Source organism: Pinisolibacter sp. DMC19, assembly GCF_056313985.1.
In genome coordinates this window covers 328,580-355,243 of the sequence record NZ_JBQUZF010000003.1, presented here as the reverse complement: position 1 = coordinate 355,243, position 26,664 = coordinate 328,580, and the positions used below count along the sequence as shown (strand labels likewise).

Below are 26,664 nucleotides of genomic sequence, written 5' to 3'. Positions count from 1 at the left end.
TCGAGGCAATCTCTCTTACCCTTCGGCGGGGGCTCCGTGCAAGCCCTCGCGGTCGTCTCTCGGCCGCGGCGGCGTCGCCTCCCCGTCTTCGGCGAGGCGGGCGGCGAGGCCGTGCGGCGTCTTGTTCCAATGTGCGGGATCGCGCAGCAGCTCGACGATCGCGGCATAGGTGGCGAGCGAGATCGTGCACCAGTAGAGCGGCATGGTCGCCAGATCGACGAGGCGGAAGCGCCGGCCGACGCGGGAGGCGACCGTCAGGGCGAGAATCAGCGCCCCGACGAGGCCCGTGGCGAAGGCCGTCAGCGCCGCGAACGTCAAGACGTCCTCGTCGATCCCCGAATCGTGAAGGAGCGGCAGCACCCCGGCGAGTTGCAGTCCCACCAGGACGAGACTCGGCAGGAAGGTCGCCGCCGACAGGACCTGACCGGCGAGCACGATGTGGACGGCGACGGCGTCGCGCAGATCGAGTTCGGTATGCAACCGCCGCGGTCGGCGCATGTGGGTGAGCCAGGTCTGCATCCACCCCTTCATCCAGCGTGTCCGCTGGGCGAACCAGGCGCCGAGGTCGGTCGGCGCCTCCTCGCGGGTGGCCGAGGCGACGACGCCGGCGTGCCAGCCGGCGCGCACCAGACGCACGGCGACGTCGGCATCCTCGGTGACGTTGTGGGGATCCCAACCGCCGACGGCGAGGAGCGCGTCGCGGCGGAAGTGGTTCGAGGTGCCGCCGAGCGGCAGGAACAGCCGACGCTCGGCGAGCCACGGCAGGAGACCGTGGAACAGCATGGCGTATTCGATCTCGAACTGCCGCACGAGCCAGGGCCGGGCGTCGGCGGCATGGTCGATCTCGAGCGCCGCCTGGACCACCGCGAGATCGTCGGACCCGCGGGCGAAGACGGCGGCGGCCCGGCGCAACTGGTCTGGGTCGGGGCGGTCCTCGGCGTCGTAGACGGTGACGAACTCGGCATCGACGGTGGCGAGCGCGAAGTCGAGCGCCTTCGGCTTGGTGCGCGGCAACGACGGCGGCACGATCACCATGTCGACCGCGGTGCCCTCGACCGCGCGCTCGGCGGCGGCGCGGGTGGCGAGGTCGTCGGCCTCCACCACCAGCCGCAGGTCGAGGCGGTCGGCGGGATAGTCGAGCCGCGACAGTGCCGCCACCAGATCGGCGACGACGGCCTCCTCGCGATGGATCGGCACCAGCACGGCGAAACGCGGCAGATCGCCGTCGGCGAGCGGCGGCGGTGGCGGCGGCTGACCGGTCTCGGCGACGAGCAGGCGAAAGAGGCCGATCATCAGGAAGACGAAGGTCCAGGTCGCCGTCACCGGCCCCGGTGAACCGAGCGCCGTCGCGGTGAGCGCGAGGAAGCCGACCACGGCGAGGAGCGGCCGACCGAGGCTCGGCAGGCAGGCCGCCGACAGCAGGGGGTCGCGGTCGAGCATCGTCCGGACCGCTCGCCGACCGAGCGCCGGGGCCCAGCGCTCGATCAGGGCGCGGCGGATCACCCGCGGCGATGCGACGGCGATGCGGCGGCGCTCGGCCGGATGGGCGGCGAGGAAGGCCGCGGTCGCGGCGCGTTTCTCGGCGCTCGGGGCGATCACCATCACCGCCGAGCCCTCCTCGACGCCCGGAACCATGATCGTGTCGGCGCGGGCGAAGACGACCGGCGGCGGCGGAACGGCATCGTCGGGCTCGGGCGTGACGGCGATCGCTTCGAGGTGGGCGACGCCGAGGTCGCGCGCCACACGGCGCCAGTTGTCGCCGCGCGGGCGGAAGGGCAGCACCGAGACCGACGCACGCGACGGCGGGCGGCGGTCGATCGGCGAGCCGTCGCTCGAAGGACTTGAATCGAAGTGCCGAATGGCGCTTTCTCCCCAACACGAGGGCCATGGGAATCGAAGCCTTCGCGCGACGCGCCCACCGACACCCGTACCCGCAACCCGAGACGCGCCATGATTGCAAATTCTCGACGCCCTGTCGCTCTCGGATTGTTGCTGATCGCGACGCTCGCAACGCGCGTGTCGCCGGCTGCCGCTGCGGAAGCCACGCCGGCGCCGAGCGCCGCGGCGACGGCCGAGACGGTCCCGTTCCGGCCGCTGTTCTGGGATCCGGAGGTGCGGCCGGCGAAGCCGGTCGGCGAGGTTCAGTCGATCCGCTTCCTCGTCACCGGCGATCATCCGCCCTTCTCCTTCCTCGACGCGAGCGGGCGACTGATGGGCTATCACGTCGATCTGGCGCGGGTGCTGTGCGAGGAAATCGGCGCGACCTGCGCGATCCAGATGCGGCCCTTCGGCGATCTGGTTCCCGCCCTCATGGACAAGCGCGGCGACGCGATCATGGCCGGGCTCGCCGTCGGCCCGGAGCTGCGCGACCGGCTCGACACCACCGACGCCTACCTGACGACGCCGGGCCGCTTCGTCGCGCTGAAGGACGAGACCGTCACCCCGACGCCGGAAGGGCTCGAGGGGCGGTGGATCTCGGTCGTCTCCGGCTCGGTTCACGAGGCCTATGCGCTCACCCACTTCCCCAAGGCGAGGATCGCCGCCTATCCGGACGAGACGGCGGCGCGCGAGGCGGTGCGCGAACGCCGCGTCGTCGCCCATTTCGGCGACGCCATCGGCCTGTCGTTCTGGCTCGACGGCGCGAGTTCGAAGGGCTGCTGCGCCTTCGTCGGCGGGCCGTGGAACGAGCCGGCGGTGTTCGGTGAGGGCTTCCGCATCGCCGTCGCCAAGACCAATCCGCGCCTCAAGCGCCATCTCGACTGGGCGCTGCGCAAGGCGGCGACCGACGGCCGGCTCGCCGAACTCTATCTGCGCTGGTTCCCGCGCGGCTACTACTGAGAAGAGACACGTGACCGAGACCGCGACCACCCTGCTCTGGACCGTCGGCGACAGCCCGCGCGCCACCGTCCTCCTCGCCCACGGCGCCGGTGCGCCGATGGACAGTGCCTTCATGAACCGGATCGCCGAGGGCCTCGCCGCCCACGGGCTGGCGGTCGCCCGTTTCGAATTCGCCTACATGGCGAAGCGGCGGACGACGGGGAAGAAGTTCCCGCCGCCGAAGGCCGAGAAGCTCTCGAGCGAGTTCCGCGCCGCGGTCGCCGCCGTGCTCGCCGCGCCCGAACGGGTCGGCCCGATCGTCGTCGGCGGCAAGTCGATGGGCGGCCGCGTCGCCGCCATCACCGCCGGCGAAGCGCTGCCGGCCGAGGTCGTCGGCGTCGCCTGCCTCGGCTATCCCTTCCACGGCCCCGGCCGACCGGAGGAGATCCGCCTCACGCCGCTGCAGAACGGGCTGCTGCCGACGCTCGTCCTGCAGGGCGAGCGCGACGAGTTCGGCTCCCGGATCGAGGTCGAGGAACTGCCGGTCGGCGAGAAGGCCCGCTTCGAATGGATCGAGGACGGCAGCCACGACTTCGGCCCGCGCGGCTCGTCGCCGGCGACGCTGAAGACCAACGTGGCGCATGCCTGCGAGGCGCTCGCCGCCTTCGCACTGGGCTTTGCGACCGCTGCTTCGGCCGACGCCGCCGAGCCGGCCTGACGGGTCGGCATTCCCCCGGAGGGCGCCCACGCGCAATTCGCTTCCGACGACGAGGCGATCGACGCGACGCCTTGGCTTGTTCGGCGCGGCCGGACATCGGATAGTCGCGCGAGCCGACCGTCGTGGAACGTCATGCTCCACGGCCCGGTTCGCCGCGTCTCTTCGAGGAAAGCCATTGTCGATCCTGTCGTCGATTGAACCCGCCTTCGCCCTGTCCGGGCTCTGTGTCGGCCTTCTGGTCGGCATGACCGGCGTCGGCGGCGGGTCGCTGATGACGCCGCTGCTGGTGCTGCTCTTCGGCGTTCACCCGGTGACGGCGGTCGGTACCGACCTCCTGTTCGCGGCGGCGACCAAGACCGTCGGCATGGGCGTCCACGGCTTCAACAAGACGGTCGACTGGACGGTGACGCGGCTGCTCGCCACCGGCTCGATCCCGGCGACGATCCTGACGCTCTGGGCCTTGTCGCATGTCCAGGCTTCGAGCGGCGGCAACGCGAAACTCGTCTCCGACGTGCTCGGGGTGATGCTGATCGTCACCGCCGGCGCTCTGATCTTCCGCCGCGCCCTGCGCCGCTTCGCAGATCGCCGCATCGGCGCCGCCCCGCTCGACGAACGGCTCGGTGGCTGGGGCACGATCGCGCTCGGCGCGGTGCTCGGCGTGGTCGTCTCGATCTCGTCGGTCGGCGCCGGAGCGATCGGCATGACGGTGCTGCTGGTGCTGCACGCCCACCGCCCGATCGCCCGGCTGATCGGCGCCGACATCGCCCATGCGGTGCCGCTGACGCTGATCGCCGGGGCCGGTCACTGGCTGATCGGCTCGGTCGACCTCGGACTGCTGGCGACGCTGCTGGTCGGCTCGGTGCCGGGGGTGATCGTCGGCTCGATGATCGGCCCGCGCCTGCCGGAACCGGCCCTGCGCCTCGCGCTGGCGGCGATCCTGGCGCTGGTCGGCGTCAAGCTGATCGCGACCTGACGGGCGTCATGCCAAAGGTCGAGAGTGCTGACGCACCCGGCCTTTGAAGATACGCGAATTTCCCATTTGCATCAGGGCCATGGGAAATTCGCGTGCGGAAAACCATCGGTCATCTTCGATGCCCGCCGGTATCACCCCTTCGGCCAGCGCGCCGCGATCACCGCGAAGAGGGCGCGGATCGCCTGGGCCTCGCCGCCTTCCGGACGTCCGGGTTTGGCAGCGGGTGTCCAGGCGTAGATGTCGAAATGCGCCCAGGCGGTGGTGTTCTCGACGAATTTCTGCAGGAACAGTGCCGCGGTGATCGAGCCGGCGAAGCCGCCCGAGGTGACGTTGTTGGTATCGGCGATCCGGCTGTCGAGCATGGCCCGATAGCCCGGCCACAGCGGCATCCGCCACAGCGGATCGAAGACCGCAGCGGACGCCCCCGCGACGTCGGCCGCGAGCCCCTCGTCGTCGGTGTAGAAGGGCGGGAGTTCCGGCCCCAACGCCACCCGCGCCGCGCCGGTCAGGGTGGCGAGATCGACCAACAGGTCGGGCGCCTCCTCGTCGGCGAGCGCGAGAGCATCGGCGAGCACGAGGCGGCCCTCGGCGTCGGTGTTGCCGATCTCGACGGTCAGCCCCTTGCGCGAGGGCACCACGTCGCCGGGGCGGAAGGCGCGGCCGGAAACGGAGTTCTCCACCGCCGGCACGATCAGCCGCAGCCGCACGGGAAGCTCGGCCTCGATGATCATCTTCGCCAGCGCGAGCGCATTGGCCGCCCCGCCCATGTCCTTCTTCATCAGCAGCATGGCGCTGTCCGGCTTGATGTCGAGGCCGCCGGTGTCGAAGCAGACGCCCTTGCCGACCAGCGTCACCTTCGGGTGCGAGGGGTTGCCGAAGGTCGCGTCGACGAGGCGCGGCGCGCGGTCCGAGCCCTTGCCGACGGCATGGACGAGGGGGAAGTTCGCCGCGAGGAGATCGTCGCCGATCACTTCCGAGACCTTGCCGCCGACCGGCGCGAAGACCGCGCGGATCGCCGCGGCGAGCTCTTCCGGCCCCATGTCGTTGGCCGGGGTGGTGACGAGATCGCGGGCGAGGCGGACGGCCTCCGCCGTGCGCGCCACCGCGGCGAAGTCGACGTCGGGGCCGGCGACCAGCCGCACCTCGCGGTCGGGCGCCGCCTTGTAGCGGCCGAAGCGCCAGGCCTCGAGCGCGAAGGCGAGCGTCGCCAGACCCTCGTCCTCGATCGGGCCGGAGAAGGCCCAGACGCCGGCGGGCAGCAGGCTCGCCACCTTGCCCGGCAGGAAGGGCGTGCGCGCCGCCTCGCCGCGGCGACCGAGGCCGAACAGGGCACCGGCGATCGCGCCGTTCGCTTCCGGCAGCACCAGAATCTGCCCGGCCTTGCCCTCGAAGCCGCTGGCGCGGGCGAAGGCGGAAACCGGCCCGCCGAGCGCATCGAGCCGGGCGGCGAGGCCGTCGGGGGTGACGAGATGGATCGGCAGGGCGGCGAGCGAGGCGTCGTGCGGCAGGATCGGCAATTCGGCGGCGGAGAGCGACACGGGGCAGGGTCCTCGGCGGTTCGGGGGGAAGATGCGAATGCACCACGCTCGCGGACCGCTGTCCAGCGCGCCGACGTCGACGGAGCCCCGCACCGACGGCCGTTTAACCCCTCGTTAGGGTTAACGTGAGATGACTGGACCGTCACCCTCGTCGCCCCGTCCGTCGCGCGAGGGGCGTCGCGTTCGGAGGTCGGATCATGTATCGCCCCATCGGCATCACGCCGCACGGAGCCCTGCTCGCGAAGGGTCGTCTCGCGGGCCGCGCGCTGACGCTGGCCGCGGTGCTCGGCGCCGCCCTCGCGCTCGGCGCCTGTGCCAAGCCGCAGTCCGGCGATCCGGCGACCACCGGCTCGATCGGCACCGCGCCGGATCTCGGACCGATCGGCTCGGCGGCCGAATGGACGGACCGCTACAAGCAGAACCCCGACGATCCCTCGACCGCCCTCGCCTTCGCCCGCGCGCTGCGCAACGAGGGCCGCGCCGCCCAGGCCGTCGACGTGCTGCAGAAGACCATGCTCCAGCGCCCGGACGATCCGGCGGTGGCGTCCGCCTACGGCAAGGCGCTCGCCGACAAGGGCGACTTCGACACCGCGCTCAAGGTGGTGCGCTCGACCAACTCGCCGCGCACCCCCGACTGGCGCCTGACCTCGGCCGAGGGCGCCATCCTCGACCAGATGGGTGATCCGCGCGGCGCCCGCGAACGCTACGAGGCGGCTCTGCAGCTGGCGCCGGAAGAGCCGACCGTGCTCAACAACTACGGCCTCTCCTTCGTACTGACGAACGAACTGCCGGAGGCCGAACGCATCCTGCGCCGCGCCGCCGGCCGGCCGAACGCCGACGGTCGCGTGCGCCAGAATCTGGCGCTGGTGATCGGTCTGCAGGGCCGCTTCGAGGAGGCGCGTTCGGTCGCCACCCAGGCGCTGCCGAAGGAACAGGCGGACGCCAACATCGCCTATCTGCGTTCGATGCTGAGCCAGCCCAACACCTGGAAGCAGATCGAGAAGGCCGGCAAGACCGGCTGAACGTCGCGACCCGGAATGCACGAGAGGGGCCTTTCGGCCCCTCTCTTCGTTTCGTCGCGGATCTCGACGCGGCTCACTCGGCCGCGGGGGTCTCGCCGAACTGGTCGAAGGCCTCGACAGCCTGGGCGGCATACATGTAGGCCGGGCCGGCGCCCATGTAGATGGCGGTCGCCACCGTCTCCATGATCTCCTCGCGGCTGGCGCCGGCCGCCCGCGCCGCCTTGGCGTGGAAGGCGATGCACGGGTCGCAGCGCACGGTGACGGAGATCGCCATGGCGATCAGTTCCTTGGTCTTGGTGTCGAGCACGCCCGGCTTGAGAGCGCCGGCGGCCAGCGCCGAGAAGCCCTTCATCGCGTCCGGCGCCCCGGTGCGCACCTCCTTGAGGAGGACGGTCATGTCGGCGGCGATCTTCTGCCAGTCTTTCATCGTGAGGTCTCCCGGTCTCGACGGCGCACACTTCGCACGGCCGCCCGATCCGTCGTTGTCGTCAGAGCCGGTGGTATCGCGACCCCATATATTCGTCAATTCTAATATTGCACGGGTGCCCCGCGTCGTGTGCTCGTCGGCGCGGGTTCACTTCCAGCCGAAGAGCTGGATCATGGCGGGGCCGATGATGACGATGAAGAGCACGGGCAGGAAGAAGATGATCATCGGCACCGAGAGCTTGGGCGGCAGCGCCGCCGCCTTCTTCTCGGCTTCCGAGAGGCGCTGGGCGCGGCTCTCCGCCGACAGGACGCGCAGCGCCTGACCGAGCGGCGTGCCGTATTTCTCCGCCTGGATCAACGCCGTGGTGACGGCGCGGACCGGCTCGAGCCCGGTGCGCGAGGCGAGGTTCTCGTAGGCCTTTCGCCGCTCCTGGAGGTAGGAGAGCTCGGCCGCCGTCAGCGACATCTCCTCGGCGAGCGGCAGCGACTGCGCGCCGATCTCGTCGGCGACGCGGCGGAAGGAGGCCTCGGCCGACATGCCGGACTCGATGCAGATCAGCATCAGGTCGAGCGCGTCCGGCCAGGCGCGGCGGATCGACTTCTGCCGCTTGCCGATGGCGTTCTGGACGTAGAGATTCGGCAGATAGAGGCCGAGGCCGGCGGCGCCGAGCGTGTAGATGAACTTGATGTTGCCCGGCGTCGCGAAGTTCGTCAGCACGAAGAGATAGAACATCGCGAAGGCGAAGGCCGCGAAGGGCAGCACGAAACGCGCGAACAGGAACACCGTCAGCGGCGCCTGACCGCGGAAGCCGGCCTGACGCAGGCGGTCGGCGGTCTTCTCGTCGGCCAGTGCGTTCTTCAGCTGCAGCTTCTCGACGAGGTTCTTCATGTAGGTCTTGGGCTCGACGCGCAGCGTCTTGCCGCGGTCGATGCCGAGACGGGCGCGTTCGCGGGCGCGGAGGCGTTCGCGCTCGCCGGCCACCGCCTTCATGCGACCGGCCATCTCGTTGCGTTCGAGCATCGAGGAGCCGACCGTCAGCACCGTCACCACGACGCCGGCCGCCACCGCCCCGGCGAGCAGGGTCTGCGGATCGGCGAAGGTTTCGAGGAGCGACATGGCGAGCCCTCAGAAGTCGAAGTTGATCATCTGACGCATCACGAAGATGCCGATCATCATGTAGAGCAACCCACCGATCAGGATCAGCTTGCCGCTCGTCGCGACGAAGAGAACGGTGATGTAGCTCGGGCTGGTGAGGAAGACGAGACCGCCGACGACGAACGGCAGTGAGCCGATGATGGCGGCGGAAGCCTTGGCCTCCATCGACATGGCCTGGATCTTCTCGGACATCTTCTTGCGTTCACGCAAGACGTTGGACAGGTTGGCGAGCGCTTCGGAGAGATTGCCGCCCGCCTTCTGCTGGATGGCGACGACGATGCCGAAGAAGTTGGCCTCCTGCAGCGGGATGCGTTCGTAGAGCTTGAGGCAGGCCTCGCCCACCGGGATGCCCATCTGCTGGGCCTCCATGATGGTGCGGAACTCGCCCCGGACCGGGTCCTTGGTCTCGGTCGCCACCATCCGCAGGCAGTCGCCGAGCGGCAGACCGGAGCGGATACCGCGGACGATCAGGTCGATCGCCGTCGGCAGCTCGGCGATGAAGGCCTTCTGCCGCCGCTTGGCGAGATGATCGAGCAGCCAGGCCGGCACGCCGATGCCGCCGACGACGGCACCGCCGAGCGCCACGAAGAGCTGTCCGGACAGGAAGAGCAGGCCGAAGCCCATCGCAGCGCCGATGCCGATCGACACCAGGGTGAAGGTCTTGCGATCCCAGCCGAGACCGGCACGGGCGAGGCGCATCGCCAGCGTCGGCTTGGTGCCGGCGGTCTTGGCCTTCTGCTTGTCCTCGAATTCCTTGAGGGCGGACTGGACCGAGCGCTTCGAGCGCTGGTTGGCCGCCGCCTGCGCCTCGGCGGCCTTGGCGGTGCCGAACTCGACGATGCGCTCGAGCCGCTTGGCGGCGACGTCGTCGACGACCTTCTCGTAGAAGACGGCATAGATCACGCCGCCGACCGAGAGGGTCACCAGCGCGACGAGAGCCAGGGTCACGACGTCCAGTCCGAACACGTTCGCCCTTCCTTTCCGGCCGATCAGGCCTCGCGGACCTCGGCGCGGTCGAGCGCCTCGGCCAGACGCCGCTCTTCGCCGAAGTAGCGCGCGCGCTCCCACATCTTCGGCCGGCCGATGCCGGTCGAGCGGTGTCGGCCGACGATACGGCCGAGTTCGTCCTCGCCGAGGATCTCGTAGACGAAGAGGTCCTGGGTGGTGATGACGTCGCCTTCCAGGCCGATCACCTCGGTGATGTGGGTGATGCGGCGCGAACCGTCGCGCAGGCGTGCCGCCTGGACGATGATGTCGACCGATCCGGCGATCATCTCGCGGATGGTCTTGGCCGGCAGGCCGTAGCCGCCCATGGTGATCATCGATTCCATGCGGCTGAGCGCCTCGCGCGGCGAGTTGGCGTGCAGCGTGCCCATCGAGCCGTCGTGGCCGGTGTTCATCGCCTGCAGCAGGTCGAAGGCCTCGGGTCCGCGCACTTCGCCGACGATGATGCGTTCGGGACGCATGCGCAGGCAGTTCTTGATGAGTTCGCGCATGGTGATCTGGCCCTCGCCCTCGATGTTGGGCGGGCGGGTCTCCAGGCGCACGACGTGCGGCTGCTGCAGCTGCAGTTCGGCGGCGTCTTCGCAGGTGATGATGCGCTCGGTCGACTCGATGTAGAGGGTCAGACAGTTGAGCAGCGTCGTCTTGCCCGAGCCGGTACCGCCCGAGACGATGACGTTGCAGCGCGACTTGCCGATCACCTGCAGCACCTGTGCGCCTTCCGGCGACACCGAGCCGAAGTTGACGAGCTGATCGAGCGTCAGCTTGTCCTTCTTGAACTTGCGGATGGTGAGCGCCGGCCCGTCGAGCGCCAGCGGCGGGGCGATGACGTTGACGCGGGAGCCGTCGGGCAGACGGGCGTCGCAGATCGGCGAGGACTCGTCGACGCGGCGGCCGACCTGGCTGACGATGCGCTGGCAGACGTTCATCAGCTGCTGATTGTCGCGGAAGCGGACGCTGGTCAGCTGCACCTTGCCGTTGACTTCGATGTAGGTCTTCTCGGCGCCGTTGACCATGATGTCGGCGATGTCGTCGCGGGCGAGCAGAGGTTCGAGCGGACCGTAGCCGAGGACGTCGTTGACGATGTCGGCGAGCAGTTCCTCCTGCTCGGCGATCGACATCATCAGGTTCTTGAGATGGATGATCTCGTTGATGACGTCCGAGATCTCCTCACGCGCCGATTCGGGATCGAGGCGGGCGAGCTGCGACAGGTCGATGGTGTCGATCAGGGCGGAGAAGATCGACGACTTGATGTCGTAATATTCTTCCGAGCGCTGGCGCTCCTGCTGCTGGCGGCCGGGCGGCAGCGGCAGGTTGGGATCGGCGCCGGCGGGCGCGGAGGGGCGCGGCGCCGGCGCGGACGCGCGAGCAGACGCGGCGGGTGCCGGAACTGCCGGTTCCGCCCGTCCGAACCCTTGCGTCGTACCACCCGAACCTCGGCGACCGAACATCTCTCACGACCTCGCTCGAACGATCAGGACGCCTTGACGACGCCCAGCTTGGCCAGGAGCGGCGCGATGTCGAACGCGCCGCGCTTGCCCTTGCGGATTTCCTTGCGCCCGGTCGCCACCATCGCCAGCCGGGTGAAGGCCTCGTTGGCGGCGTGCTTGGCATCGAGTTCGCCGATCATCAACCCCTTGTTGGCGGCGTTGCCGAAGGCGACCGCATCGAAGGGGATGGCGACGTGCGTCTCGAGTTCCAGCGCCTTGGCGAATTCCTCGGGCTTGATCTCGGGCCGCTTCGGCATGCCGACGGTGTTCAGCACCAGATGCGGCGGCGCGTCGTTGGGGCGGGCCCCCTTCAGGGCGTCGACCAGGGCGCGGGCGTTGCGCAGACTGGCGAGATCGGGGGTGGCGACGAGGAAGACGTCGTCGGCCTCGCAGGTCTGGCGCCGGACCCACGACGACCACTGGTGCGGCAGGTCGAGGACGACCAGCGGCACGATCGAGCGGGCGACTTCGACGATGGTGTCGTAGTCGTTCTCGCGCTGGTCGTAGGTGCGGTCCAGCAGCGCCGGCGCAGCCAGGATCGACAGGCGATCCGAGCACTTGGTCAACAGGCGGTCGAGGAACACCTCGTCGAGACGCTCGGGCGAGTTCAACGCCTCGAGCATGCCCTGCGTCGGGTCCTGGTTGAAATCGAGCCCCGCCGTGCCCCAGGCCAGATCGAAGTCGGCGATCATCACGTCGTTGGCGAACTGCCGACCGACCGACCAGGCGACGTTGTGGGCGACCGTCGACGACCCCGAGCCGCCCTTGGCGCCGATCACCGCGACGGTGCGACCGAGCGGCGTCGAGGCGTGCTCGTAGAGTTCGCCGATGGCGCGGACCACGTCGAACATGGTCAGCGGCATGACGATGTATTCGCTGACGCCGCGGCGGACGAGATCGCGGTAGAGCACCACGTCGTTGACGTGGCCGACCACCATGACCTTGGTGCCGGGATCACAGACGTCGGCGAGACCGTCGAGCTGGGTGAGGATGTCCTGCGCCCGCCCGCGCGATTCGACCATCACCAGATTGGGCGTCGGCGCCGATGCGTAGAACTCGACGGCCGCCGGCAGACCGCCCATCTGGATCTTCAGATGGGCGCGCGACATGCGGCGGTCCTCCGCCGTCGCCTCGAGCAGCTGGGCGACGTCGGCAGTCTCGCAGAAGGCCTGGATGGCGATGCGCGGGACCGGGCGAACGTCGTCCGGGTTTGCGCCGTGTGTATCGTGGCCGAGGGTCATCCGCCGCTGCCTCCATTCACCTGGCCGACGCTCGGCGACGGCAGGTCGAACTGCGATTTGGTCTTCTCGCCCTTGCGATAGGCCTGCAGGACGCCGGCCCGCCGCGTGGCGTCGGGAGCGCCGATCTGAGCCGGCGCGACGAAGTCGGTCGGGTTGTCGACCATCGCCGCCATGTTGGCCTGGGTGGCGCAGCCGAAGTTCCAGTAGTCGCCGTTGCCGAAGTCGGACGTGGCCGGGGCGGGCCACTCGCCGCATTCGTGCGGAACGCGGGCGACGATTCGGGGATAGGCGATGCGGATCGGCGCCACGTCCTCGGGACCCTCGGCGGGATAGGGGCGACGCTCGACGAGATGGGCCGGCACGCCGCCGCGCCCGAGCGCCCGGACGATGTCGTCGGACAGCCGCTTGGCGCCGACCTCGTTGGCCGAGCCCGACGGGACCAGCACGACGACGCCGCGTGCGCCCTTGCGCCGGGCCTCGCGGCCGAAGCCCTCGACCGAGTTGGCCGTCTGCGCCGTCAGTCGATCGGAATGGATGCCGACCGGAATGTCCAGCGTCTCCATGCCCTCTTCGACGACGATCGGATGGCGCGTGCGGTAGCCGTCGACGTCGACCGTGCCGGTCGTCTCGGGCTGCGGGCGGGCGCAGCCGGCGAGGCCGCCGGCGAGCGTCAGCGCGCCGGTCACGAGGACCGCGTAGCGCAGGGCGGGATGGTTTCGGACGAACGGGACCATGGCCTCTGCCCTCAATCGAAGATGTAGCCGACGCGACCCGCCCAGCCGCCGCCGGGCGACTGACCGTTGGCGCGATAGACGCGGTTGAGCCGTCCCATGAACATCGCCGCGGCGTCGCCGGCGGGGCGGAAGTTCTGGTCGGGCCGCTGGAGCTTGTTCGCCGCGACGGGACGCACCACCATCGGCTGGATGAAGATGACGAGTTCGCTCTGCGACTGCTGGAAGTCGCGCGAGCGGAAGAGCGTGCCCAGGATCGGCAGGTTCATCAGTCCCGGCATGCCGGTGAGCGCCTGGCGGACGTCGTCCTTGATCAGGCCACCGAGCACCATCGCGCCGCCCGACGGGATCTCGAGCGTCGTCGAGGCGCGACGCACCCTGAGCGCCGGGATGGTCAGCGTACCGATGGTCACCGCGCCGTCGGAGGTCAGCTCGGAGACTTCCGTCTTGACCGTCAGGTTGATGCGGTCCTCCGCCAGCACGATCGGCTGGAAGTTGAGCGCGATGCCGTAGGTCTTGAACTCGACGCCGATCGTGCTGCCGGACGAACCGGACGACTGGCTGACCGGGACAGGATATTCGCCGCCGACCAGGAACTGGGCCTGCTCGCCCGACAGCGCCGAGAGATTCGGCTCGGCGAGCGTCTTCATCAGGCTGTTCTGTTCGAGCGTCCGGAGGTTGGCCGACAGGGTGTAGCCGCCGCCGCTGTAGGTAGCGCCGATCGTGTTCGGGGTGGTGCCCGAAGTGATCGGGAACGTGGCGGTCTGGTTGAGTGCGGAGGCCCAATGCGACGGTCCGCCGCTGGCGCTGACGTCGATGCCGAGCTTCTTCACCGCCTCGCGCTGGACCTCGGCGATGGTGACCTTGAGCATCACCTGGTCCTTGCCGCCGATCGTCAGGGCGTTGACGACCTGGACCGACGAGCCGGAGGCGTCCGACCCGCTCGACGCGCCGGTCGAGCCGGTGGTGGTGGCGCCGAGCTTGGGATCGGCGCCGACGAAGCGGCTGGCCACCTCGTGCGCCTGGATCGCGTCGGTGCTCGAGGCCACCGTGCCCGACAGGACGACGGTGCCGCGCACCGCCTCGACCTTGATGTTGCTCTTCGGCATCAGGCGGCGCAGCAGCGTCTCGAGCGCGCCGGTGTCGATCTCCACCTGGATCTCGAGGTTGGCGACCGCCCGGCCGTTCGCGCCGAACACCACGACGTTGGTGGTGCCGAACTTGTTGCCGATCAGATAGAGACGCCTGGAGGAACGCACGACGGCGTCGGCGATCTTCGGATCGGACACCAGGATGTCGCGGATCTCCTCGTCGAAATCGAGGATCTTCGACTTCGACAGGGCGAGATGGACGACGCGGTCCGGCCGTTCCTCCGAGGAGACGATGCGCTGGGTCGCCTGGGCGCGGACGGGTGCCGGCACCGCGACGAGAGCAGCCACGGCGGCCGCGAACGCCAGCGCGGCGACGGTCGGACGTGGGAAGGCCAATCTGGCGAACATGCGATCACCTCGATACGCGCCGCCGCTCGGGCGGGGTCGAAACGGCGCCCGCCTCAGCGGCGGACGGAAACGGTCGAACTCACCCCGTAGCGGACGATTTTCACCGTCGAGCCGCTGCCGCCGCCGGCATCGTCCTCGGCGATGGGTTCCTCGCGATCACGCAGGGCGCGCAGCGCCAGCGAGATCGTACCGAGCTGCTGCGACTGGGCGACGATCTCGGCCTGGCGCGGGGTCAGTTCGAGGGTCACGGTGTCGCGGGCCAGCATGGAGGGTGCGTCCTTGCTGTCGTTGACCTGCTGGTCGACGGCCAGGATGCGGATGTTGGTCAGGATGGTCTCGGTCACGAAGGGATCGCCACCGGCCGCCTTGGCCGCCGCGCGGGTCAGGAGGATGTCGACGTGGTCGTTCGGCAGCACGAAGCCGCCGGCCGACGACACCGCCTTCACCTCGACCGCCGTCGCCCGCATGCCGGGCGTCAGGATCACCGACATGAAGCCGCGGTCGGCCTTCATCAGGCGCTGCTCGCGGATCGGCTCGCCCTTGACGAAGGCGGTGCGAGCGGCCCAGTCGACGAAGTCCTGCTGCCCGTTGGGACGCGCCGCCTTCGTCACGTAGGCCTCGACGATGCCGGACTTGGGGAAGGACTGCCAGACGAGATCGCCGGCACCGATGCGCCGGCCCATGCCGATGTCGTTCGCCGCCACCAGCACGTCGATCGTCTCGAGCTGCGGCACGGCCGGAGCCGCCGCCACCGGCACGGGAACGGGTTCCGGCCGATGCGACATCTTCACCGCGATCATCGCCGCCAGGATGCCCGCGAAGAGCGCGACCACCAGTACGACCAGACGAGAGACCTTCATGACACGACCCGAGGACAGGTTCGGGCGCCGACGACGCCCATCTACCCGGACTTTCGGGGGCAATTGGTTCAGGTATGGTTAACGACGGGTGATTTTGTGTAGTGAACCGGAGGTAAACGTCCATGACGTCTACGGTTCGCGCCCTTCGGGCGTCGCCCTCAGACCAGCGGCAGAAGCGCCATCCACGACGTCGAGGGGAAGATCTGCAGTCCGGCCGCCGCCAGCGCCAGCCCGTAGGGTACGTGGCGATGCTCGGGGAAGCGGGCGAGGAAACCGATCCGGAGAATCGGCAGCGGCGCCAGCGCCCGGTCGGTCAGGAGGACGAGCAGGGTCAGGATGCCGCCGTAGATCGAGAAGGTCAGCACGAAGTCGACGAGATGGCCCCAACCGAGCCACAGCGCGATCGCGCTGGCGAACTTGACGTCGCCACCACCCATCCAGCCGAGCGCGAAGAGCGCGAAGCCGACGGCGAATACGGTTCCCGCCGCCGCCAGATGGAACCCCGCCATCGCCCACCCCGGCGCCGTCAGCGCCAGGGCCAGCGCCCCGGCGGCGAAGAGCCCGACGGTGACGCGATTGGGGATGGTCATCGACAGGAAGTCGGTCGACGCCCCGAAGATCGTCAGGAGCGGAAACGACGCGACGACGACGATGGTCAGGGCATGGATCATGCGACGGTCTCCCGAGGCGCCTCACGACGCGCGGCCATCATCCAGGAGGGACGTTGAGGGAAGGTGAACGGCCTCGGCACGAACGAAGACGGGCAGGAACCGGTGGTTCCCGCCCGACGAAGACGCGCCGTCGCGACACAGTGGCGCCCGATCGGCGGAAGCCGCGGCAACCGGATCAGCCGGCGTTGGTGCCGACTTCCGTCGCGATCTTGTTGAACGCGGCGTTGATCTGCGTGCCGACGGCGGTGGCGCCGGCGATGATCGCCAGAGCGATCAGCGAAGCGATCAGGCCGTATTCGATCGCGGTCGCGCCGGACTCGTCCTGAAGAAGGCGAACAAGCTTGGTCATCGAGTGCTCCTGAGATACGCGTCGACGTCGATCGTCGACGCCCGGGCGTCCTCCCGCCCGAAGCGGCCGGCGGAACGGCCGATGTCCGGCGGGCAGGCCGAGGCCCGCCCGCGGTCGGTTTCGCGCCGGTCCTTGCGCGGCGGGATCAGCCGGCGTTGGTGCCGACCTGCGTCGCGATCTTGTTGAACGCGGCGTTGATCTGCGTGCCGACGGCGGTGGCGCCGGCGATGATCGCCAGAGCGATCAGCGAAGCGATCAGGCCGTATTCGATCGCGGTCGCGCCGGACTCGTCCTGAAGGAAACGATTGAAGATGGTCATCGATAGGCTCCTCGTACGCACACGGTTTTGACTTCGCATCACATCGACCGACACGTTGGCCGTTCGAAGTCTGATACCGACACTACGGGTCGCGACCTAAATTGGGGTAAATCGAGATGGTTAGCGAAAGGTTCCGTAGGGGGAATGCCGATATGGTGAGCGAACGGTTACACCGCTGTGCCGAAACGCGGCTTAAGCGATCGTTCACCAAAACGCTTCAGTATCTCGTCGACTGAACGCGTGCCCCGCCCGCCTCGCGCGTGCGACGCGGGCGCGCCGCCATCGAGACAGAGGTACGTGCCGTGCGCCATCCCGCTCTTCTCGCCGCCCTCGTCGCGGCCGCCGCGTCGTTCGGCGCCTCGGCCCCGTCGGCGGCCAAGGACCCGATCGCGGTGATGATCGATCGCGCCAAGGTCATGCGCATCTCCGCGCCCGCCGCCACGATCGTCATCGGCAACCCGGCCATCGCCGACGCCTCGATCCAGGATCGCCAGACCCTGGTGATCACCGGCAAGATCACCGGCGTCACCAATCTCGTCATCCTCGACGCCAAGGGCGAACTGATCGCCGACGAGTTGATCGCCGTCGAGAAGCCCGATCGCGGCATGGTGACGGTGCAGCGGGGCGTCCAGCGTTCGACCTATTCCTGCACGCCCAACTGCAACGTGGCGCTCGAGCCCGGCGACGCCCCCGAGTTCTTCTCGCAGGCGCAGGGTCAGCTCTCCGGCCGCAACGGCTTCGTCGCCGGCGCGGTGACACCGCCGCAGTGAGGCGGAAGGGCCGCGTCCGACCACCGAGGGAACCGAATGTTCAATCTTTCGCGCGCAGGTTCGACCTCGAAGCGAGGCGAGCCTCGTCGTTTCGCGACGATCGGAACGAGGAAAGCGACATGAGCGATCGCCGGCAGGGGTCGAACGACGTGCGGACGCGCCGGCGCGGCGCCGTCGTCCACCGCTTCGTCCGCGCCGAGAACGGTGCCGCCGCCGTCGAATTCGCGATGATCGCGGCGCCCTTCGTCTTCCTGCTCTGCGCCATCTTCGAACTGGCGATCATGTTTCTCGCCGGTCAGCTGCTCGACACCGCCACCAACGACGCGGCGCGCCTGATCCGCACCGGCCAGGCCTCGACGTCGGTGCCGTCGGCCAGTGCCTTCGCCAATCAGGTCTGCAGCCGGCTCTACGTTCTCTTCGACTGCAGCAAACTGGCGGTCGAATCCAAGACATACGCCAACTTCGCCACGATCGGCGATCTGTCGTCGACGGCGGCCTACAACGACACGAACGGCAACTTCGATCCGACCAAGGTGACGAGCTATCAGACCGGCAACGGCTCCTGCATCGTCGTGGTCCGCGTCTTCTATCCCTATCCGGTCTTCTTCAAGTCGCTGCTGTGGGACGCGACCAGCGCTCCGGGCGGCAAGATCATGATGGTCGGCGTCTCGGCCTTCCGCAACGAACCCTTCCCCGGAGGCGGATCGTGCTGAAGATGCCGCGCCCGCCCCGCTCTCGCCGCCGCCGCTCGCTCTTCGGCGACACGCGCGCCGCCGCCGCAGTCGAATTCGCGCTGCTGCTGCCGCTGATGGTGACGATCTTCATCGGCGGCAACGAGATCTCGATCGCGCTGTCGATCTTCCGCAAGGTCGGTCACACGTCCTCGACGCTCGGCGACCTCGTCGCCCAGGTGAGCACCATCTCTTCCTCCGAGATGACGGACGTCATGGCTGCGGCCTCCTCGGTGATGACACCGTGGCCGTCGAGCGGAACCAAGATGATCATCTCGGCGGTGAAGTACAAGACTTCGACGGGCAACAAGGTGTGCTGGAGCGCGGCACAGAACGACACCGCCTGGACGGCCGGTTCGGCGCCGCCGATCACCATCCCGGCCGGCATGATCGCCGACGGCGAGGAATTGATCGTCACTCGCGTGCGCTATTCCTACACCTCGGTGTTCTCCTCGGTGATGAAGGACATCTGGGGCACGGGCGCGATCACGCTCGAGGACATCTCCTACTTCCGCCCGCGCCTATCGACGACCATCGTCTACAACAATCAGGACTGCACCTGATCCGGGTCGCCCGTGCCGCTCTCACGGGCCTGCAGACGCGGGAACCGCGACGGAAGAACACCGACGACGCGCCGCGCGCCGAGCCGAGACGGCGAGCACCCGCCGGTCCGGTCGAAGGGGGAGAGCCATGATCGAGAACAAGCTCCGCGACGAGATCGCCACCGGTGCGGGAGCGGCCGTCACCCGGCGCATCCGCGCCGACGATCTCTTCCTCTTCTCCCGCCTCTCCGGCCATCACAATCCCCTGACGCTGCCCGCCGACGTTCCCGGTGCCGACGGTCACGCGGCGGCCTCGACGATCCCCGCCTTCCTGATCGCCTCGATCCTCTCGGCGGCGGTCGGCAACCGCATGCCCGGCCCCGGATCGGTCTGGCGCTCCGTCACCATCACCTTCCTCGCCCCCGTGGCCCCCGGCGACGAGATCACCGCTGCCGTCACCGTCACCGCGAACTGTCCCGACGGCACCGTGGCGCTCGCCTTCAAGGCGGCCAAGGCCAACGGCGAGGCGGTGCTCGACGGTCACGGCGTCGTGGCGGCACCGGTCGCCCGCATCGTCTTGCCGCACATCGACATCCCCGAGGTGATGGTCGAGCGCCACGTCGCCTTCGATCGGCTGCTGTCGGCTGCGCGCACCCTGCCGCCGCTGTCGACCGCGGTGGTCCGGCCGGACGACGAGGCCTCGCTCGGCGGTGCGCTCGAGGCCGCCGCGGCCGGGCTGATCGATCCCGTCTTCGTCGGCTCCCGCGCCCGTATCGAGGCCTGTGCCGCCCGCCACGGCTTCGACGTCTCCGGCATCGCCATCGAGCTGGCCGAGGACGACGACCGCGCCGCCGCCCGCGCCGTCGCCCTCGTCCACGAGGGCCGCGTCCGCTCGGTGATGAAGGGGCATCTCCACACCGACGCGCTGCTGCATCACGTCGTCAAACGCGACGGCGGGCTCCGGACGGCGCGGCGCCTCTCCCACGTCTTCGTGCTCGATCTGCCGGGCCGGTCGACGCCGCTGCTGATCTCGGACGCGGCGATCAACATCGCCCCCGATCTCGAGGCCAAGGTCCACATCGTCCAGAACGCCATCGACCTCGCCCGTGCCATCGGCATCGTCCTGCCCAAGGTCGGCGTGCTCTCGGCTGTCGAGACAGTCAATCCGGCGATCCCCTCGACGATCGACGCGGCGGTGCTCTCCAAGATGGCGGAGCGCGGCCAGATCCGCGGCGGCATCGTCGACGGGCCGCTCGCCATGGACAACGCCATCGACGCCGGCGCCGCCGCCACCAAGGGCATCGTCTCGCTGGTCGCGGGCCATGCCGACGTGCTGATCGCCCCCAATCTCGAGAGCGGCAACATGCTGGCCAAGGAACTGGTGTTCCTCGCCTCGGCCGAGACCTCGGGTCTGGTGGTCGGTGCCCGCGTGCCGGTGACGGTGACGAGCCGCGCCGACGACCGCCGCGCCCGCCTCGTCTCGGCGGCGCTCGCCGTCCTCCACGCCCGCTTCCTCGAGACCGGCGAGAGCGTCGTCGCCCCGATGGCGCCGGCGAGCGAGCCGTGAGGCCGATCGGCGGACGAGGTCACCCCCGTCCCGGTGCCGTGCCGGTCGTCGACGGCTTGTCGGGTCCGGTTTCGTCGGGCGCCAGCAGGTCGATGAAGGGGCGATAGGCGGGGACGCCGACGCGGACGAAGCCGCCGGCGTTCTCCCGCTCGATCGCCTCGTAGAGTTCGGGATCGGTGTCGAGCTGGATCAGCAACTCGCGCAGCCGCCGCTTGGTCGCCTCGTCGAGCGCCGCCCGCACCGTGTGAGGGCCGGGCGGTAGCGTCGGCGACGCCCAGACCACGCGGTAGTCCGACGGTTTGACCAGACCGGCTGCGACCAGTTCGGCCGGGGTACCGCGGCTCCAGCCTGCCTGCGGATCGCCGTCGAGGCTCGACCAGACGACCGCGGCATCGGCGCGGCCCTCCATCAAGGCCACCATCGCCTCCCTCGGGCCGGCGGTCTCGACCAGAACCGGTGCCTTGTCGCCGGTGAGCCCGAGGCGGGAAAGCAGCATCAGCGGCAGCCGCCGCGTGCCGATCGCCTCGCCTTCCGTGACGGCCAGCCGGAGACCGGCGAGATCGCCGACCTTGGCGGGCGCCGCCCCGGGTCTGCCCAGCACCACGGCATGCCAGCCGGGGGCGCGATCGGCGGCGCGCGGGGCGGCGAGCGGCTCGACGCAGTCGCAGCGGCGGCTCGCCACCGCGAAGCCGAGCGCCGACAGGGGCGCATAGTCGATCCGCCCGGCGACGAGCGCGCCGACGAGGGCGGTCTCGTCGTCGAAGGTCTGGACCGTGACGGAGATGTCGAGCGAGCCGGCGAGATGGGCGCGGAACGGCTCGACCTGCGCCAGTGCCGCCTCGCGGCGGGCGGGGGCGACGATGCCGAGGCGCAGCTCGCGCGACTTCGCCGACTTGTCGGACTTGGGGGCCTTGCCGACCTCGACCAGCTGCGCCGCGGCTGTGGTGGCCAGGGCGAGCGCCGCGAGGAGCAGCATCGAGGCGGAGGCGCGTCGCATGGCGGATCGTCTCGAACGAGGAGCGGCCCGGACCGCCCGATTCGGCTGGAGGATGACGTTGGGGGAGGCGCGACGCAAGCCCCGCCCCGTCACGCCGCGTCCGTCACGCCACGGAGGTCACTCCACGAAGGTCACTCCACGAAGGTCAGGCGACCGTCGGCCATCTCGACGTTGGAGAGGCGCCGTATGAAGCTCATGCCGAGGAGATTGGTGCCGAGCGCCCGTTCCGGCATCACCAGCGCCTCGACCTTGCGCACGCGCACGCCACCGATCCGGATCTCGTCGAGCACGACGCGGGCGGCCTTGGCCTGGCCGTTGGCGGTGGCGATCGGCACGGTGTAGTCCGACGGCATCGGCTGACGGAGGCCGAGGCGGCTCACGTCTTCCTGCCTGAGGGCGACCGAGGTCGCGCCGGTGTCGATGAGGACGGGGACGGAACGTCCGTTGATCGTCGCATCCGCCTGGAAATGACCGCGGCCGTCGGCCTCGATCGTCACCCGCCGACCGTTGCCCGAGCGCATCGCCTTCATCGGCGCGGCGCCTTCCTCGACGCGATAGCCGGTCGCGCGCGTGTCGACCGCCACCGGACGATCGGTGACGAAGGCGACGAAATGGAGCAGCTTCGGCACGTAGATCGGCGACATCAGCACCGCGAGCGAGCCGAACAGCGCGAAACGGAGAACCCTGCGCAGCATGCGACCTCATCCTTCGAGGTCGCCATTCTCGGTCGATTCTCCTAACAGGCCCTGAACCGGCCGGGTCGCCTTCAACCGATGCACCGGATCGTGATCGACTTCGCCAGCCGCTCGATCTCGCTGCGGTCGCCGAGACTCGATCGTGCTCCCGCCGCCCGGCAGGCGAGCGCACCCGCGGCGAGGCCTTCGGCGAGCACCGTCTCGATCGCGGCACCGCGGTCGAAACCCGCCGCCAGCGCACCGATCAGCGCGTCGCCGGCCCCGGTGGTGTCGACGATGGCGAGCGGCGGCGGCGCCCCTTCGAAGAGGGTTCCCTCCGGCGTCGCGGCGACGAGACCCCGCCCGCCGAGCGTCACCACCACGGTGGCGAGGAACCGCACTGCGGCGGCGCGGGCGAAGTCGGCCGGCGCCTCGGGCAGGCCGAAGAGCCGCGCGGTCTCGGCCGCTTCCGGCGCGTTGACGATCACCACGTCGGCGGCGGCGAAGCTCGCCTCGGCGAGCGGCAGCACGGGGGCGGCGTTGAAGACGATGCGCGATCCCGCCATCCGCGCGCCGGCGAGCGCCGCCTCGGTCACGCGGACCCCGAGCGAATTCTGCACGACCAGCGTCGTGTCGCGACCGAGACGACGGAGAAGAGCGGACGGCGAGGCGTCGCCGTTGGCGCCGATCGAGCCGATCATCAGGTTCTCGCCGCGACCGTCGACGGCGATGGTCTGGAGCCCGGTCGGCCGGTCGGAACGGGCGACGCCGGAGACGTCGACGCCGGCTTCCGCGAGACCGGCGAGCGCGGTGGCGGCGAAGGCGTCGCGGCCGACGGCGCCGACCAGCGCCACCCGACCGCCGGCCCGCGCCGCGGCGAGCGCCTGGTTGGCGCCCTTGCCGCCGGAGAAGAGTTGGTGATCGCCGCCCTTCGCCCCCTCGCCGGGGGCGGGCAGGCGGGCGACCGCCACCACGAGATCGACGTTGAGCGTGCCGAAGACGACGATCAAGCCCGACGCCTCCCCGGTTCGCCCATCCGCCCTCGTGGGCTCACTTGGTGCCGTAGATCCGGTCGCCGGCGTCGCCGAGGCCGGGGACGATGTAGCCGTGGTCGTTCAGCCGCTCGTCGATCGCCGCGGTGGTGATCGGCACGTCCGGGTGCTCGCCGCGCAGCTTGGCGACGCCCTCGGGGGCGGCCAGCAGGCAGACGAAGCGCAGGTTCCTGGCGCCCGCCTCCTTCAGCCGCTCGATCGCGGCGGAGGCGGAGTTGGCGGTCGCCAGCATCGGGTCGAGCACGATGACCAGACGGTCGGCGAGATCTTCCGGCGCCTTGAAGTAATATTCGATCGCCGTCAGCGTCTTGGGGTCGCGGTAGAGGCCGACGTGGGCGACGCGGGCGGAGGGCACGAGCTCCAGCATGCCTTCGAGCAGGCCCATGCCGGCACGCAGGATCGGCGCGAAGACCAGCTTCTTGCCGGCGAGCGTCGGGGCGTGCATCGGCTGCAGCGGCGTCTCGATCTCGACCGTGGTCAGCTCGAGATCACGCGTCGCCTCGTAGGCGAGCAGCAGCGAAATCTCCTTCAAGAGCGTCCGGAAGCCCTTCGTCGAGGTCTCCTTCTTGCGCATGATCGTCAGCTTGTGCGCGACCAGCGGATGGTCGACCACCGTCACTCCTTCGAACGCCATCACCGTACTCCTTCGCGGATCTCGTCTCTTTCCCGCACCTTAGCCCGGTCCGCGCCGCCCGCAAGGCCCGCGGGGCCGCCCTCCACCGCCGATCGGCGCCGGAGCCCCGCGGTGACCGCGAGACCGGTTTGCACTGCCCGAATTATCTGACAGTCTGGTCCTTTCCGGCGACGCATGCGTCGACCTCGGAGGCCTGCCCGTGACGACACCCGAAAAGCCCGGCCACATCCGTCTGACTTCCCACCCCGGTGCCTCGCGGCCCCAGCGTTTCCCGCTGAACTGGGGCGCTGCCGACCCGCGCGAGCGCGGTCCCGTGGTGGCGACGGTGACGCGGACCTCGCATCGCAACGCCATCGGCACCCACGGCGGCTCCTATGCGGTCTATCGCGCGCTGGCGGTGGCCTCCGGCGCGCTCGACCCGTTGCAGCGTCCGGACCTCACCAACACCACGCCGCCGATCGACATCGGGCCGTATCCCTCGTGGTCGCGGCCGAGCGAGATCGTCTCGCTCGATCCCTTCGGTCACGAGGTGCAGAAGATCTTCGCCGCGGAGATCGCCGACGGCGTCGACATCCGCCCGACCATCGCCGTCACCAAGGCGCGGCTGACGCTGCCGGAACTGACGCCGGAGTTCGAGAAGGGCCGCATCCGCGTCGACGGCGACATCGTCCGGCCGCAGGGCGACATCGCCGTCACCAAGATCGCCATCGATCCGGTGTGGTGGCTGCCCGGCATCGCCGAGCGTTTCGGCGTCAAGGAGGACATCCTGCGCCGGGTACTGTTCGAACAGACCGGCGGCATCTATCCCGAACTCGTCACCCGCTCCGATCTCGAGGTCTTCCTGCCGCCGATCGGCGGTCAGACCGCCTATGTCTTCGGCGATCCGGCCGGGCTGTCGGATCGGTCGAAGCGGCTCACCTGCCGCGTCCACGACGAATGCAACGGCTCCGACGTCTTCGGCTCGGACATCTGCACCTGCCGGCCCTATCTGGTGCACGGCATCGAGGAATGCGTGAAGGAGGCCCAGGCCGGCGGCGTCGGGCTGATCGTCTACAATCGCAAGGAGGGCCGCGCGCTCGGCGAGGTGACGAAGTTCCTCGTCTACAACGCCCGCAAGCGCCAGGAGGGCGGCGACCGCGCCGCGACCTATTTCGAGCGCACCGAATGCGTCGCCGGTGTCCAGGACGCCCGCTTCCAGCAGTTGATGCCCGACGTGCTGCACTGGCTCGGCATCACCCGCATCGACCGCTTCGTCTCCATGTCGGACATGAAGTACGACGCGGTGACCGGCTCGGGCATCGAGATCGGCGAACGGGTGGCGATCCCCGACGATCTGATCCCGGCGGACGCCCGCGTCGAGATGGAAGCGAAGAAGGCCGCCGGGTATTACGCCCCGGAAGGTGCACCCAGCGGTGAAGATCTCGACAAGACGGTGGGCCGAGGGCTCGACCATTACTGAAAATCGGGCCACGCTCGTTGCGAATCGGTCGTCCGACCGGTTCGTCCCCCAGACGGAGACGCTGCCCGCATGACGACCGATGCCGCCGCGCCCCCGCCATCGCCGGAAGACGTCGCCGCGGCGCGACGCCTGCTCTCCGCCGACGCGGTGCGCGAGCGCGCCAACCACCTGTTCGATCTGGCGCTGATGGAGCGGCTCGACCATTTCCGCGTCGACCTCGCCCGCCTCGATCCCGTCGCCGAATGGGTGACGCGGCTGATCCGCTCGGAGCATCCGACCCTCGAGGTGCCGCCGCATTCGCGCTGGCGCAACTTCGAGGTCGGCGGCATCGACCGCTGGGGCTCGCTCGCCGCCGGCCGCGAGTGGATGGACGCGCGCGAGTTCGCCCGCGCCTCGGTCGACCTCGCCGTGGTCTCGGTGTTGCTCGACGCCGGCGCCGGGCCGCGCTGGTCCTATGCCGAGGCGGTGACCGGCGAGACCTTTGCCCGCACCGAGGGTCTGGCGGTCGCCTCGCTCTCCATGTTCGCCTCCGGCATCTTCTCGACCGAGCCCTTCGACCCGCTGCGCGCCGATGCCCGTGCGCTCGCCGGCCTGACGCTCGAGGAACTGGCCGACGGGTTGCAGGTGTCGCATTCGAACCCGCTGGTCGGGCTCGAGGGGCGGCTCGGCCTGATCAATCGGCTGGGTCAGCAGATCGCCCATCGCGCAGACGTCTTCGGCACCGCCGATGGCGCGCGGCCCGGCGGGCTCGTCGACCATCTCGCCCAACGCTTCCCCGACGGCCGGGTGCCGGCACCGGCGGTGCTCGAGACCCTGCTCGACGCGCTCGGACCGATCTGGCCGGGTCGCTGGTCGCTCGCCGGGGTGCCGCTCGGCGACACCTGGATCCACCACAAGCTCGAGACCTCGGACGCCACCCGTCACCTGATGCCGATCCACAAGCTGTCGCAGTGGCTGACCTATTCGCTGATCGAGCCGCTCTCCTGGGCCGGTTTCGAGGTGACGCGGCTCGACGGCCTGACCGGGCTGGCCGAATACCGCAACGGCGGTCTGCTGATCGACGGCGGCATCCTGGTGCTGCGCGATCCGGCCGCGGCCAAGCGCTCGCATTCGGTCGAGGACGAGCTGGTGGTGGAATGGCGGGCGCTGACCATCGCCGTCGTCGACCGGCTGGCGGCGATCATCCGCCAGAACCTCGGCCGCAACGCGCTGAACTTCCCGCTCGCCTGCGTGCTGGAAGGCGGCACCTGGCTCGCCGGCCGCAGGCTCGCCCGCGACCGCCGCCCCGACGGATCGCCGCCACTGACCATCGTCTCCGACGGCACGGTGTTCTGAGGACGAGAGATGTGCAGGGCGTTTTTGCCCGCCGCTCTCGCCTCATACCGAACGGATGACGTTCTGGCCCTTTCGGCCTGTCGTGAAGGCC

27 protein-coding genes are annotated in these 26,664 nt (G+C 69.8%); 10 read left to right on the top strand and 17 right to left on the bottom strand.

Features of this window, described 5'->3' with window-relative positions; genetic code table 11:
- Nucleotides 1-15: 15 nt before the first annotated feature.
- Nucleotides 16-1,782: a glycosyltransferase gene (locus ACT53U_RS09780; protein WP_476154564.1), complete on the bottom strand. Its 1,767-nt coding sequence runs from the start codon at nucleotides 1,780-1,782 to the stop codon at nucleotides 16-18.
- 234 nt (nucleotides 1,783-2,016) lie between these two features.
- Between ACT53U_RS09780 and ACT53U_RS09775 the strand changes: the two genes are divergently transcribed.
- From ACT53U_RS09775 to ACT53U_RS09765, 3 genes are all read left to right on the top strand, one after another.
- Complete coding sequence (locus ACT53U_RS09775; RefSeq protein WP_476154562.1) at nucleotides 2,017-2,838, top strand: transporter substrate-binding domain-containing protein; 822 nt, start codon at nucleotides 2,017-2,019, stop codon at nucleotides 2,836-2,838.
- Nucleotides 2,839-2,848: 10 nt separating this feature from the next.
- Nucleotides 2,849-3,535 (top strand): alpha/beta family hydrolase, encoded by a 687-nt coding sequence (locus ACT53U_RS09770; protein ID WP_476154560.1) that lies wholly within the window; start codon nucleotides 2,849-2,851, stop codon nucleotides 3,533-3,535.
- A gap of 175 nt (nucleotides 3,536-3,710) precedes the next feature.
- Nucleotides 3,711-4,508: a sulfite exporter TauE/SafE family protein gene (locus tag ACT53U_RS09765; protein ID WP_476154559.1), complete on the top strand. Its 798-nt coding sequence runs from the start codon at nucleotides 3,711-3,713 to the stop codon at nucleotides 4,506-4,508.
- Nucleotides 4,509-4,639: 131 nt separating this feature from the next.
- On the opposite strand, the gene ACT53U_RS09760 is transcribed toward ACT53U_RS09765, so the two are convergent.
- Nucleotides 4,640-6,046: a leucyl aminopeptidase family protein gene (locus ACT53U_RS09760; protein WP_476154558.1), complete on the bottom strand. Its 1,407-nt coding sequence runs from the start codon at nucleotides 6,044-6,046 to the stop codon at nucleotides 4,640-4,642.
- Nucleotides 6,047-6,243: 197 nt separating this feature from the next.
- Here ACT53U_RS09760 and ACT53U_RS09755 point away from each other — a divergent pair, with 197 nt between their 5' ends.
- Complete coding sequence (locus ACT53U_RS09755) at nucleotides 6,244-7,068, top strand: tetratricopeptide repeat protein (RefSeq protein ID WP_476154556.1); 825 nt, start codon at nucleotides 6,244-6,246, stop codon at nucleotides 7,066-7,068.
- A 73-nt stretch (nucleotides 7,069-7,141) separates the two neighbouring features.
- Here ACT53U_RS09755 and ACT53U_RS09750 read toward each other — a convergent pair whose 3' ends face one another.
- From ACT53U_RS09750 to ACT53U_RS09700, 11 genes are all read right to left on the bottom strand, one after another.
- Nucleotides 7,142-7,495, bottom strand: coding sequence for a carboxymuconolactone decarboxylase family protein (locus tag ACT53U_RS09750; RefSeq protein ID WP_476134845.1), 354 nt, complete (start codon nucleotides 7,493-7,495; stop codon nucleotides 7,142-7,144).
- A 147-nt stretch (nucleotides 7,496-7,642) separates the two neighbouring features.
- Nucleotides 7,643-8,611: a type II secretion system F family protein gene (locus ACT53U_RS09745; protein WP_476154554.1), complete on the bottom strand. Its 969-nt coding sequence runs from the start codon at nucleotides 8,609-8,611 to the stop codon at nucleotides 7,643-7,645.
- Nucleotides 8,612-8,620: 9 nt separating this feature from the next.
- Nucleotides 8,621-9,616 (bottom strand): type II secretion system F family protein, encoded by a 996-nt coding sequence (locus ACT53U_RS09740; RefSeq protein ID WP_476154552.1) that lies wholly within the window; start codon nucleotides 9,614-9,616, stop codon nucleotides 8,621-8,623.
- A 23-nt stretch (nucleotides 9,617-9,639) separates the two neighbouring features.
- Nucleotides 9,640-11,103 carry a CpaF family protein gene (locus ACT53U_RS09735; RefSeq protein WP_476154550.1) on the bottom strand — a complete coding sequence of 488 codons (1,464 nt, stop codon included), beginning with the start codon at nucleotides 11,101-11,103 and terminating at the stop codon, nucleotides 9,640-9,642.
- Nucleotides 11,104-11,126: 23 nt separating this feature from the next.
- Nucleotides 11,127-12,383: a CpaE/TadZ family protein gene (locus ACT53U_RS09730; protein WP_476154548.1), complete on the bottom strand. Its 1,257-nt coding sequence runs from the start codon at nucleotides 12,381-12,383 to the stop codon at nucleotides 11,127-11,129.
- Entirely contained in the window at nucleotides 12,380-13,117 is a 738-nt protein-coding gene (locus ACT53U_RS09725; RefSeq protein ID WP_476154546.1) for a CpaD family pilus assembly protein, read from the bottom strand. The genes ACT53U_RS09730 and ACT53U_RS09725 overlap by 4 nt, the downstream gene beginning before the upstream one ends.
- An 11-nt stretch (nucleotides 13,118-13,128) precedes the next feature.
- Nucleotides 13,129-14,613 carry a type II and III secretion system protein family protein gene (locus tag ACT53U_RS09720; protein WP_476154544.1) on the bottom strand — a complete coding sequence of 495 codons (1,485 nt, stop codon included), beginning with the start codon at nucleotides 14,611-14,613 and terminating at the stop codon, nucleotides 13,129-13,131.
- Between the two features lie 53 nt (nucleotides 14,614-14,666).
- Nucleotides 14,667-15,473 carry a Flp pilus assembly protein CpaB gene (gene cpaB / locus ACT53U_RS09715; RefSeq protein WP_476154542.1) on the bottom strand — a complete coding sequence of 269 codons (807 nt, stop codon included), beginning with the start codon at nucleotides 15,471-15,473 and terminating at the stop codon, nucleotides 14,667-14,669.
- Between the two features lie 158 nt (nucleotides 15,474-15,631).
- A complete protein-coding gene (locus ACT53U_RS09710) occupies nucleotides 15,632-16,144 on the bottom strand; it encodes an A24 family peptidase (RefSeq protein ID WP_476154541.1) in 513 nt (170 codons plus the stop codon).
- Between the two features lie 175 nt (nucleotides 16,145-16,319).
- The gene (locus tag ACT53U_RS09705) at nucleotides 16,320-16,493 is read right to left on the bottom strand and encodes a Flp family type IVb pilin (RefSeq protein WP_476154539.1); all 174 of its coding nucleotides are present in this window, start codon (nucleotides 16,491-16,493) and stop codon (nucleotides 16,320-16,322) included.
- A gap of 145 nt (nucleotides 16,494-16,638) precedes the next feature.
- Nucleotides 16,639-16,812: a Flp family type IVb pilin gene (locus ACT53U_RS09700; RefSeq protein ID WP_476154537.1), complete on the bottom strand. Its 174-nt coding sequence runs from the start codon at nucleotides 16,810-16,812 to the stop codon at nucleotides 16,639-16,641.
- A 302-nt stretch (nucleotides 16,813-17,114) separates the two neighbouring features.
- On the opposite strand from ACT53U_RS09700, the gene ACT53U_RS09695 reads away from it, so the two are divergent.
- The 4 genes from ACT53U_RS09695 to ACT53U_RS09680 all read left to right on the top strand — a co-directional run bounded on the left by ACT53U_RS09695 (nucleotide 17,115) and on the right by ACT53U_RS09680 (nucleotide 20,422).
- The gene (locus tag ACT53U_RS09695; RefSeq protein WP_476154535.1) at nucleotides 17,115-17,582 is read left to right on the top strand and encodes a pilus assembly protein N-terminal domain-containing protein; all 468 of its coding nucleotides are present in this window, start codon (nucleotides 17,115-17,117) and stop codon (nucleotides 17,580-17,582) included.
- Between the two features lie 119 nt (nucleotides 17,583-17,701).
- Nucleotides 17,702-18,295, top strand: a complete 594-nt coding sequence (locus ACT53U_RS09690) for a TadE/TadG family type IV pilus assembly protein (protein WP_476154534.1) — start codon at nucleotides 17,702-17,704, stop codon at nucleotides 18,293-18,295.
- Nucleotides 18,296-18,297: 2 nt separating this feature from the next.
- On the top strand, nucleotides 18,298-18,876 hold the full coding sequence (locus tag ACT53U_RS09685; RefSeq protein ID WP_476155050.1) for a TadE/TadG family type IV pilus assembly protein: 579 nt from the start codon (nucleotides 18,298-18,300) through the stop codon (nucleotides 18,874-18,876).
- A gap of 127 nt (nucleotides 18,877-19,003) precedes the next feature.
- Nucleotides 19,004-20,422: a bifunctional enoyl-CoA hydratase/phosphate acetyltransferase gene (locus ACT53U_RS09680; protein WP_476154532.1), complete on the top strand. Its 1,419-nt coding sequence runs from the start codon at nucleotides 19,004-19,006 to the stop codon at nucleotides 20,420-20,422.
- Nucleotides 20,423-20,441: 19 nt separating this feature from the next.
- Here the strand turns inward: ACT53U_RS09680 and ACT53U_RS09675 are convergent, their stop codons facing one another.
- From ACT53U_RS09675 to upp, 4 genes are all read right to left on the bottom strand, one after another.
- On the bottom strand, nucleotides 20,442-21,419 hold the full coding sequence (locus ACT53U_RS09675) for a phosphate/phosphite/phosphonate ABC transporter substrate-binding protein (RefSeq protein WP_476154530.1): 978 nt from the start codon (nucleotides 21,417-21,419) through the stop codon (nucleotides 20,442-20,444).
- A 131-nt stretch (nucleotides 21,420-21,550) separates the two neighbouring features.
- Complete coding sequence (locus ACT53U_RS09670) at nucleotides 21,551-22,114, bottom strand: retropepsin-like aspartic protease family protein (RefSeq protein WP_476154528.1); 564 nt, start codon at nucleotides 22,112-22,114, stop codon at nucleotides 21,551-21,553.
- 71 nt (nucleotides 22,115-22,185) lie between these two features.
- Nucleotides 22,186-23,103, bottom strand: a complete 918-nt coding sequence (locus ACT53U_RS09665; RefSeq protein WP_476154526.1) for a PfkB family carbohydrate kinase — start codon at nucleotides 23,101-23,103, stop codon at nucleotides 22,186-22,188.
- A 40-nt stretch (nucleotides 23,104-23,143) separates the two neighbouring features.
- Complete coding sequence (upp, locus tag ACT53U_RS09660; protein ID WP_476154524.1) at nucleotides 23,144-23,779, bottom strand: uracil phosphoribosyltransferase; 636 nt, start codon at nucleotides 23,777-23,779, stop codon at nucleotides 23,144-23,146.
- Between the two features lie 199 nt (nucleotides 23,780-23,978).
- Between upp and ACT53U_RS09655 the strand changes: the two genes are divergently transcribed.
- Nucleotides 23,979-25,238, top strand: a complete 1,260-nt coding sequence (locus tag ACT53U_RS09655) for a GTP cyclohydrolase II (RefSeq protein ID WP_476154522.1) — start codon at nucleotides 23,979-23,981, stop codon at nucleotides 25,236-25,238.
- A gap of 69 nt (nucleotides 25,239-25,307) precedes the next feature.
- Nucleotides 25,308-26,573: a URC4/urg3 family protein gene (locus ACT53U_RS09650; protein WP_476154520.1), complete on the top strand. Its 1,266-nt coding sequence runs from the start codon at nucleotides 25,308-25,310 to the stop codon at nucleotides 26,571-26,573.
- Nucleotides 26,574-26,664: the final 91 nt, after the last annotated feature.

Excerpts from the sequence above, each read along its gene's own strand:
- ACT53U_RS09680 (WP_476154532.1), top strand. The coding sequence starts at position 19,004 with ATGATCGAGAACAAGCTCCGCGACGAGATCGCCACCGGTGCGGGAGCG.
- ACT53U_RS09745 (WP_476154554.1), bottom strand. The coding sequence starts at position 8,611 with ATGTCGCTCCTCGAAACCTTCGCCGATCCGCAGACCCTGCTCGCCGGG.
- ACT53U_RS09750 (WP_476134845.1), bottom strand. The coding sequence starts at position 7,495 with ATGAAAGACTGGCAGAAGATCGCCGCCGACATGACCGTCCTCCTCAAG.
- ACT53U_RS09700 (WP_476154537.1), bottom strand. The coding sequence starts at position 16,812 with ATGACCATCTTCAATCGTTTCCTTCAGGACGAGTCCGGCGCGACCGCG.
- ACT53U_RS09685 (WP_476155050.1), top strand. The coding sequence starts at position 18,298 with ATGCCGCGCCCGCCCCGCTCTCGCCGCCGCCGCTCGCTCTTCGGCGAC.
- ACT53U_RS09675 (WP_476154530.1), bottom strand. The coding sequence starts at position 21,419 with ATGCGACGCGCCTCCGCCTCGATGCTGCTCCTCGCGGCGCTCGCCCTG.
- ACT53U_RS09705 (WP_476154539.1), bottom strand. The coding sequence starts at position 16,493 with ATGACCAAGCTTGTTCGCCTTCTTCAGGACGAGTCCGGCGCGACCGCG.
- ACT53U_RS09725 (WP_476154546.1), bottom strand. The coding sequence starts at position 13,117 with ATGGTCCCGTTCGTCCGAAACCATCCCGCCCTGCGCTACGCGGTCCTC.
- ACT53U_RS09755 (WP_476154556.1), top strand. The coding sequence starts at position 6,244 with ATGTATCGCCCCATCGGCATCACGCCGCACGGAGCCCTGCTCGCGAAG.
- ACT53U_RS09670 (WP_476154528.1), bottom strand. The coding sequence starts at position 22,114 with ATGCTGCGCAGGGTTCTCCGTTTCGCGCTGTTCGGCTCGCTCGCGGTG.
- ACT53U_RS09710 (WP_476154541.1), bottom strand. The coding sequence starts at position 16,144 with ATGATCCATGCCCTGACCATCGTCGTCGTCGCGTCGTTTCCGCTCCTG.
- ACT53U_RS09735 (WP_476154550.1), bottom strand. The coding sequence starts at position 11,103 with ATGTTCGGTCGCCGAGGTTCGGGTGGTACGACGCAAGGGTTCGGACGG.
- ACT53U_RS09690 (WP_476154534.1), top strand. The coding sequence starts at position 17,702 with ATGAGCGATCGCCGGCAGGGGTCGAACGACGTGCGGACGCGCCGGCGC.
- ACT53U_RS09730 (WP_476154548.1), bottom strand. The coding sequence starts at position 12,383 with ATGACCCTCGGCCACGATACACACGGCGCAAACCCGGACGACGTTCGC.
- upp (WP_476154524.1), bottom strand. The coding sequence starts at position 23,779 with ATGGCGTTCGAAGGAGTGACGGTGGTCGACCATCCGCTGGTCGCGCAC.
- ACT53U_RS09720 (WP_476154544.1), bottom strand. The coding sequence starts at position 14,613 with ATGTTCGCCAGATTGGCCTTCCCACGTCCGACCGTCGCCGCGCTGGCG.
- ACT53U_RS09650 (WP_476154520.1), top strand. The coding sequence starts at position 25,308 with ATGACGACCGATGCCGCCGCGCCCCCGCCATCGCCGGAAGACGTCGCC.
- cpaB (WP_476154542.1), bottom strand. The coding sequence starts at position 15,473 with ATGAAGGTCTCTCGTCTGGTCGTACTGGTGGTCGCGCTCTTCGCGGGC.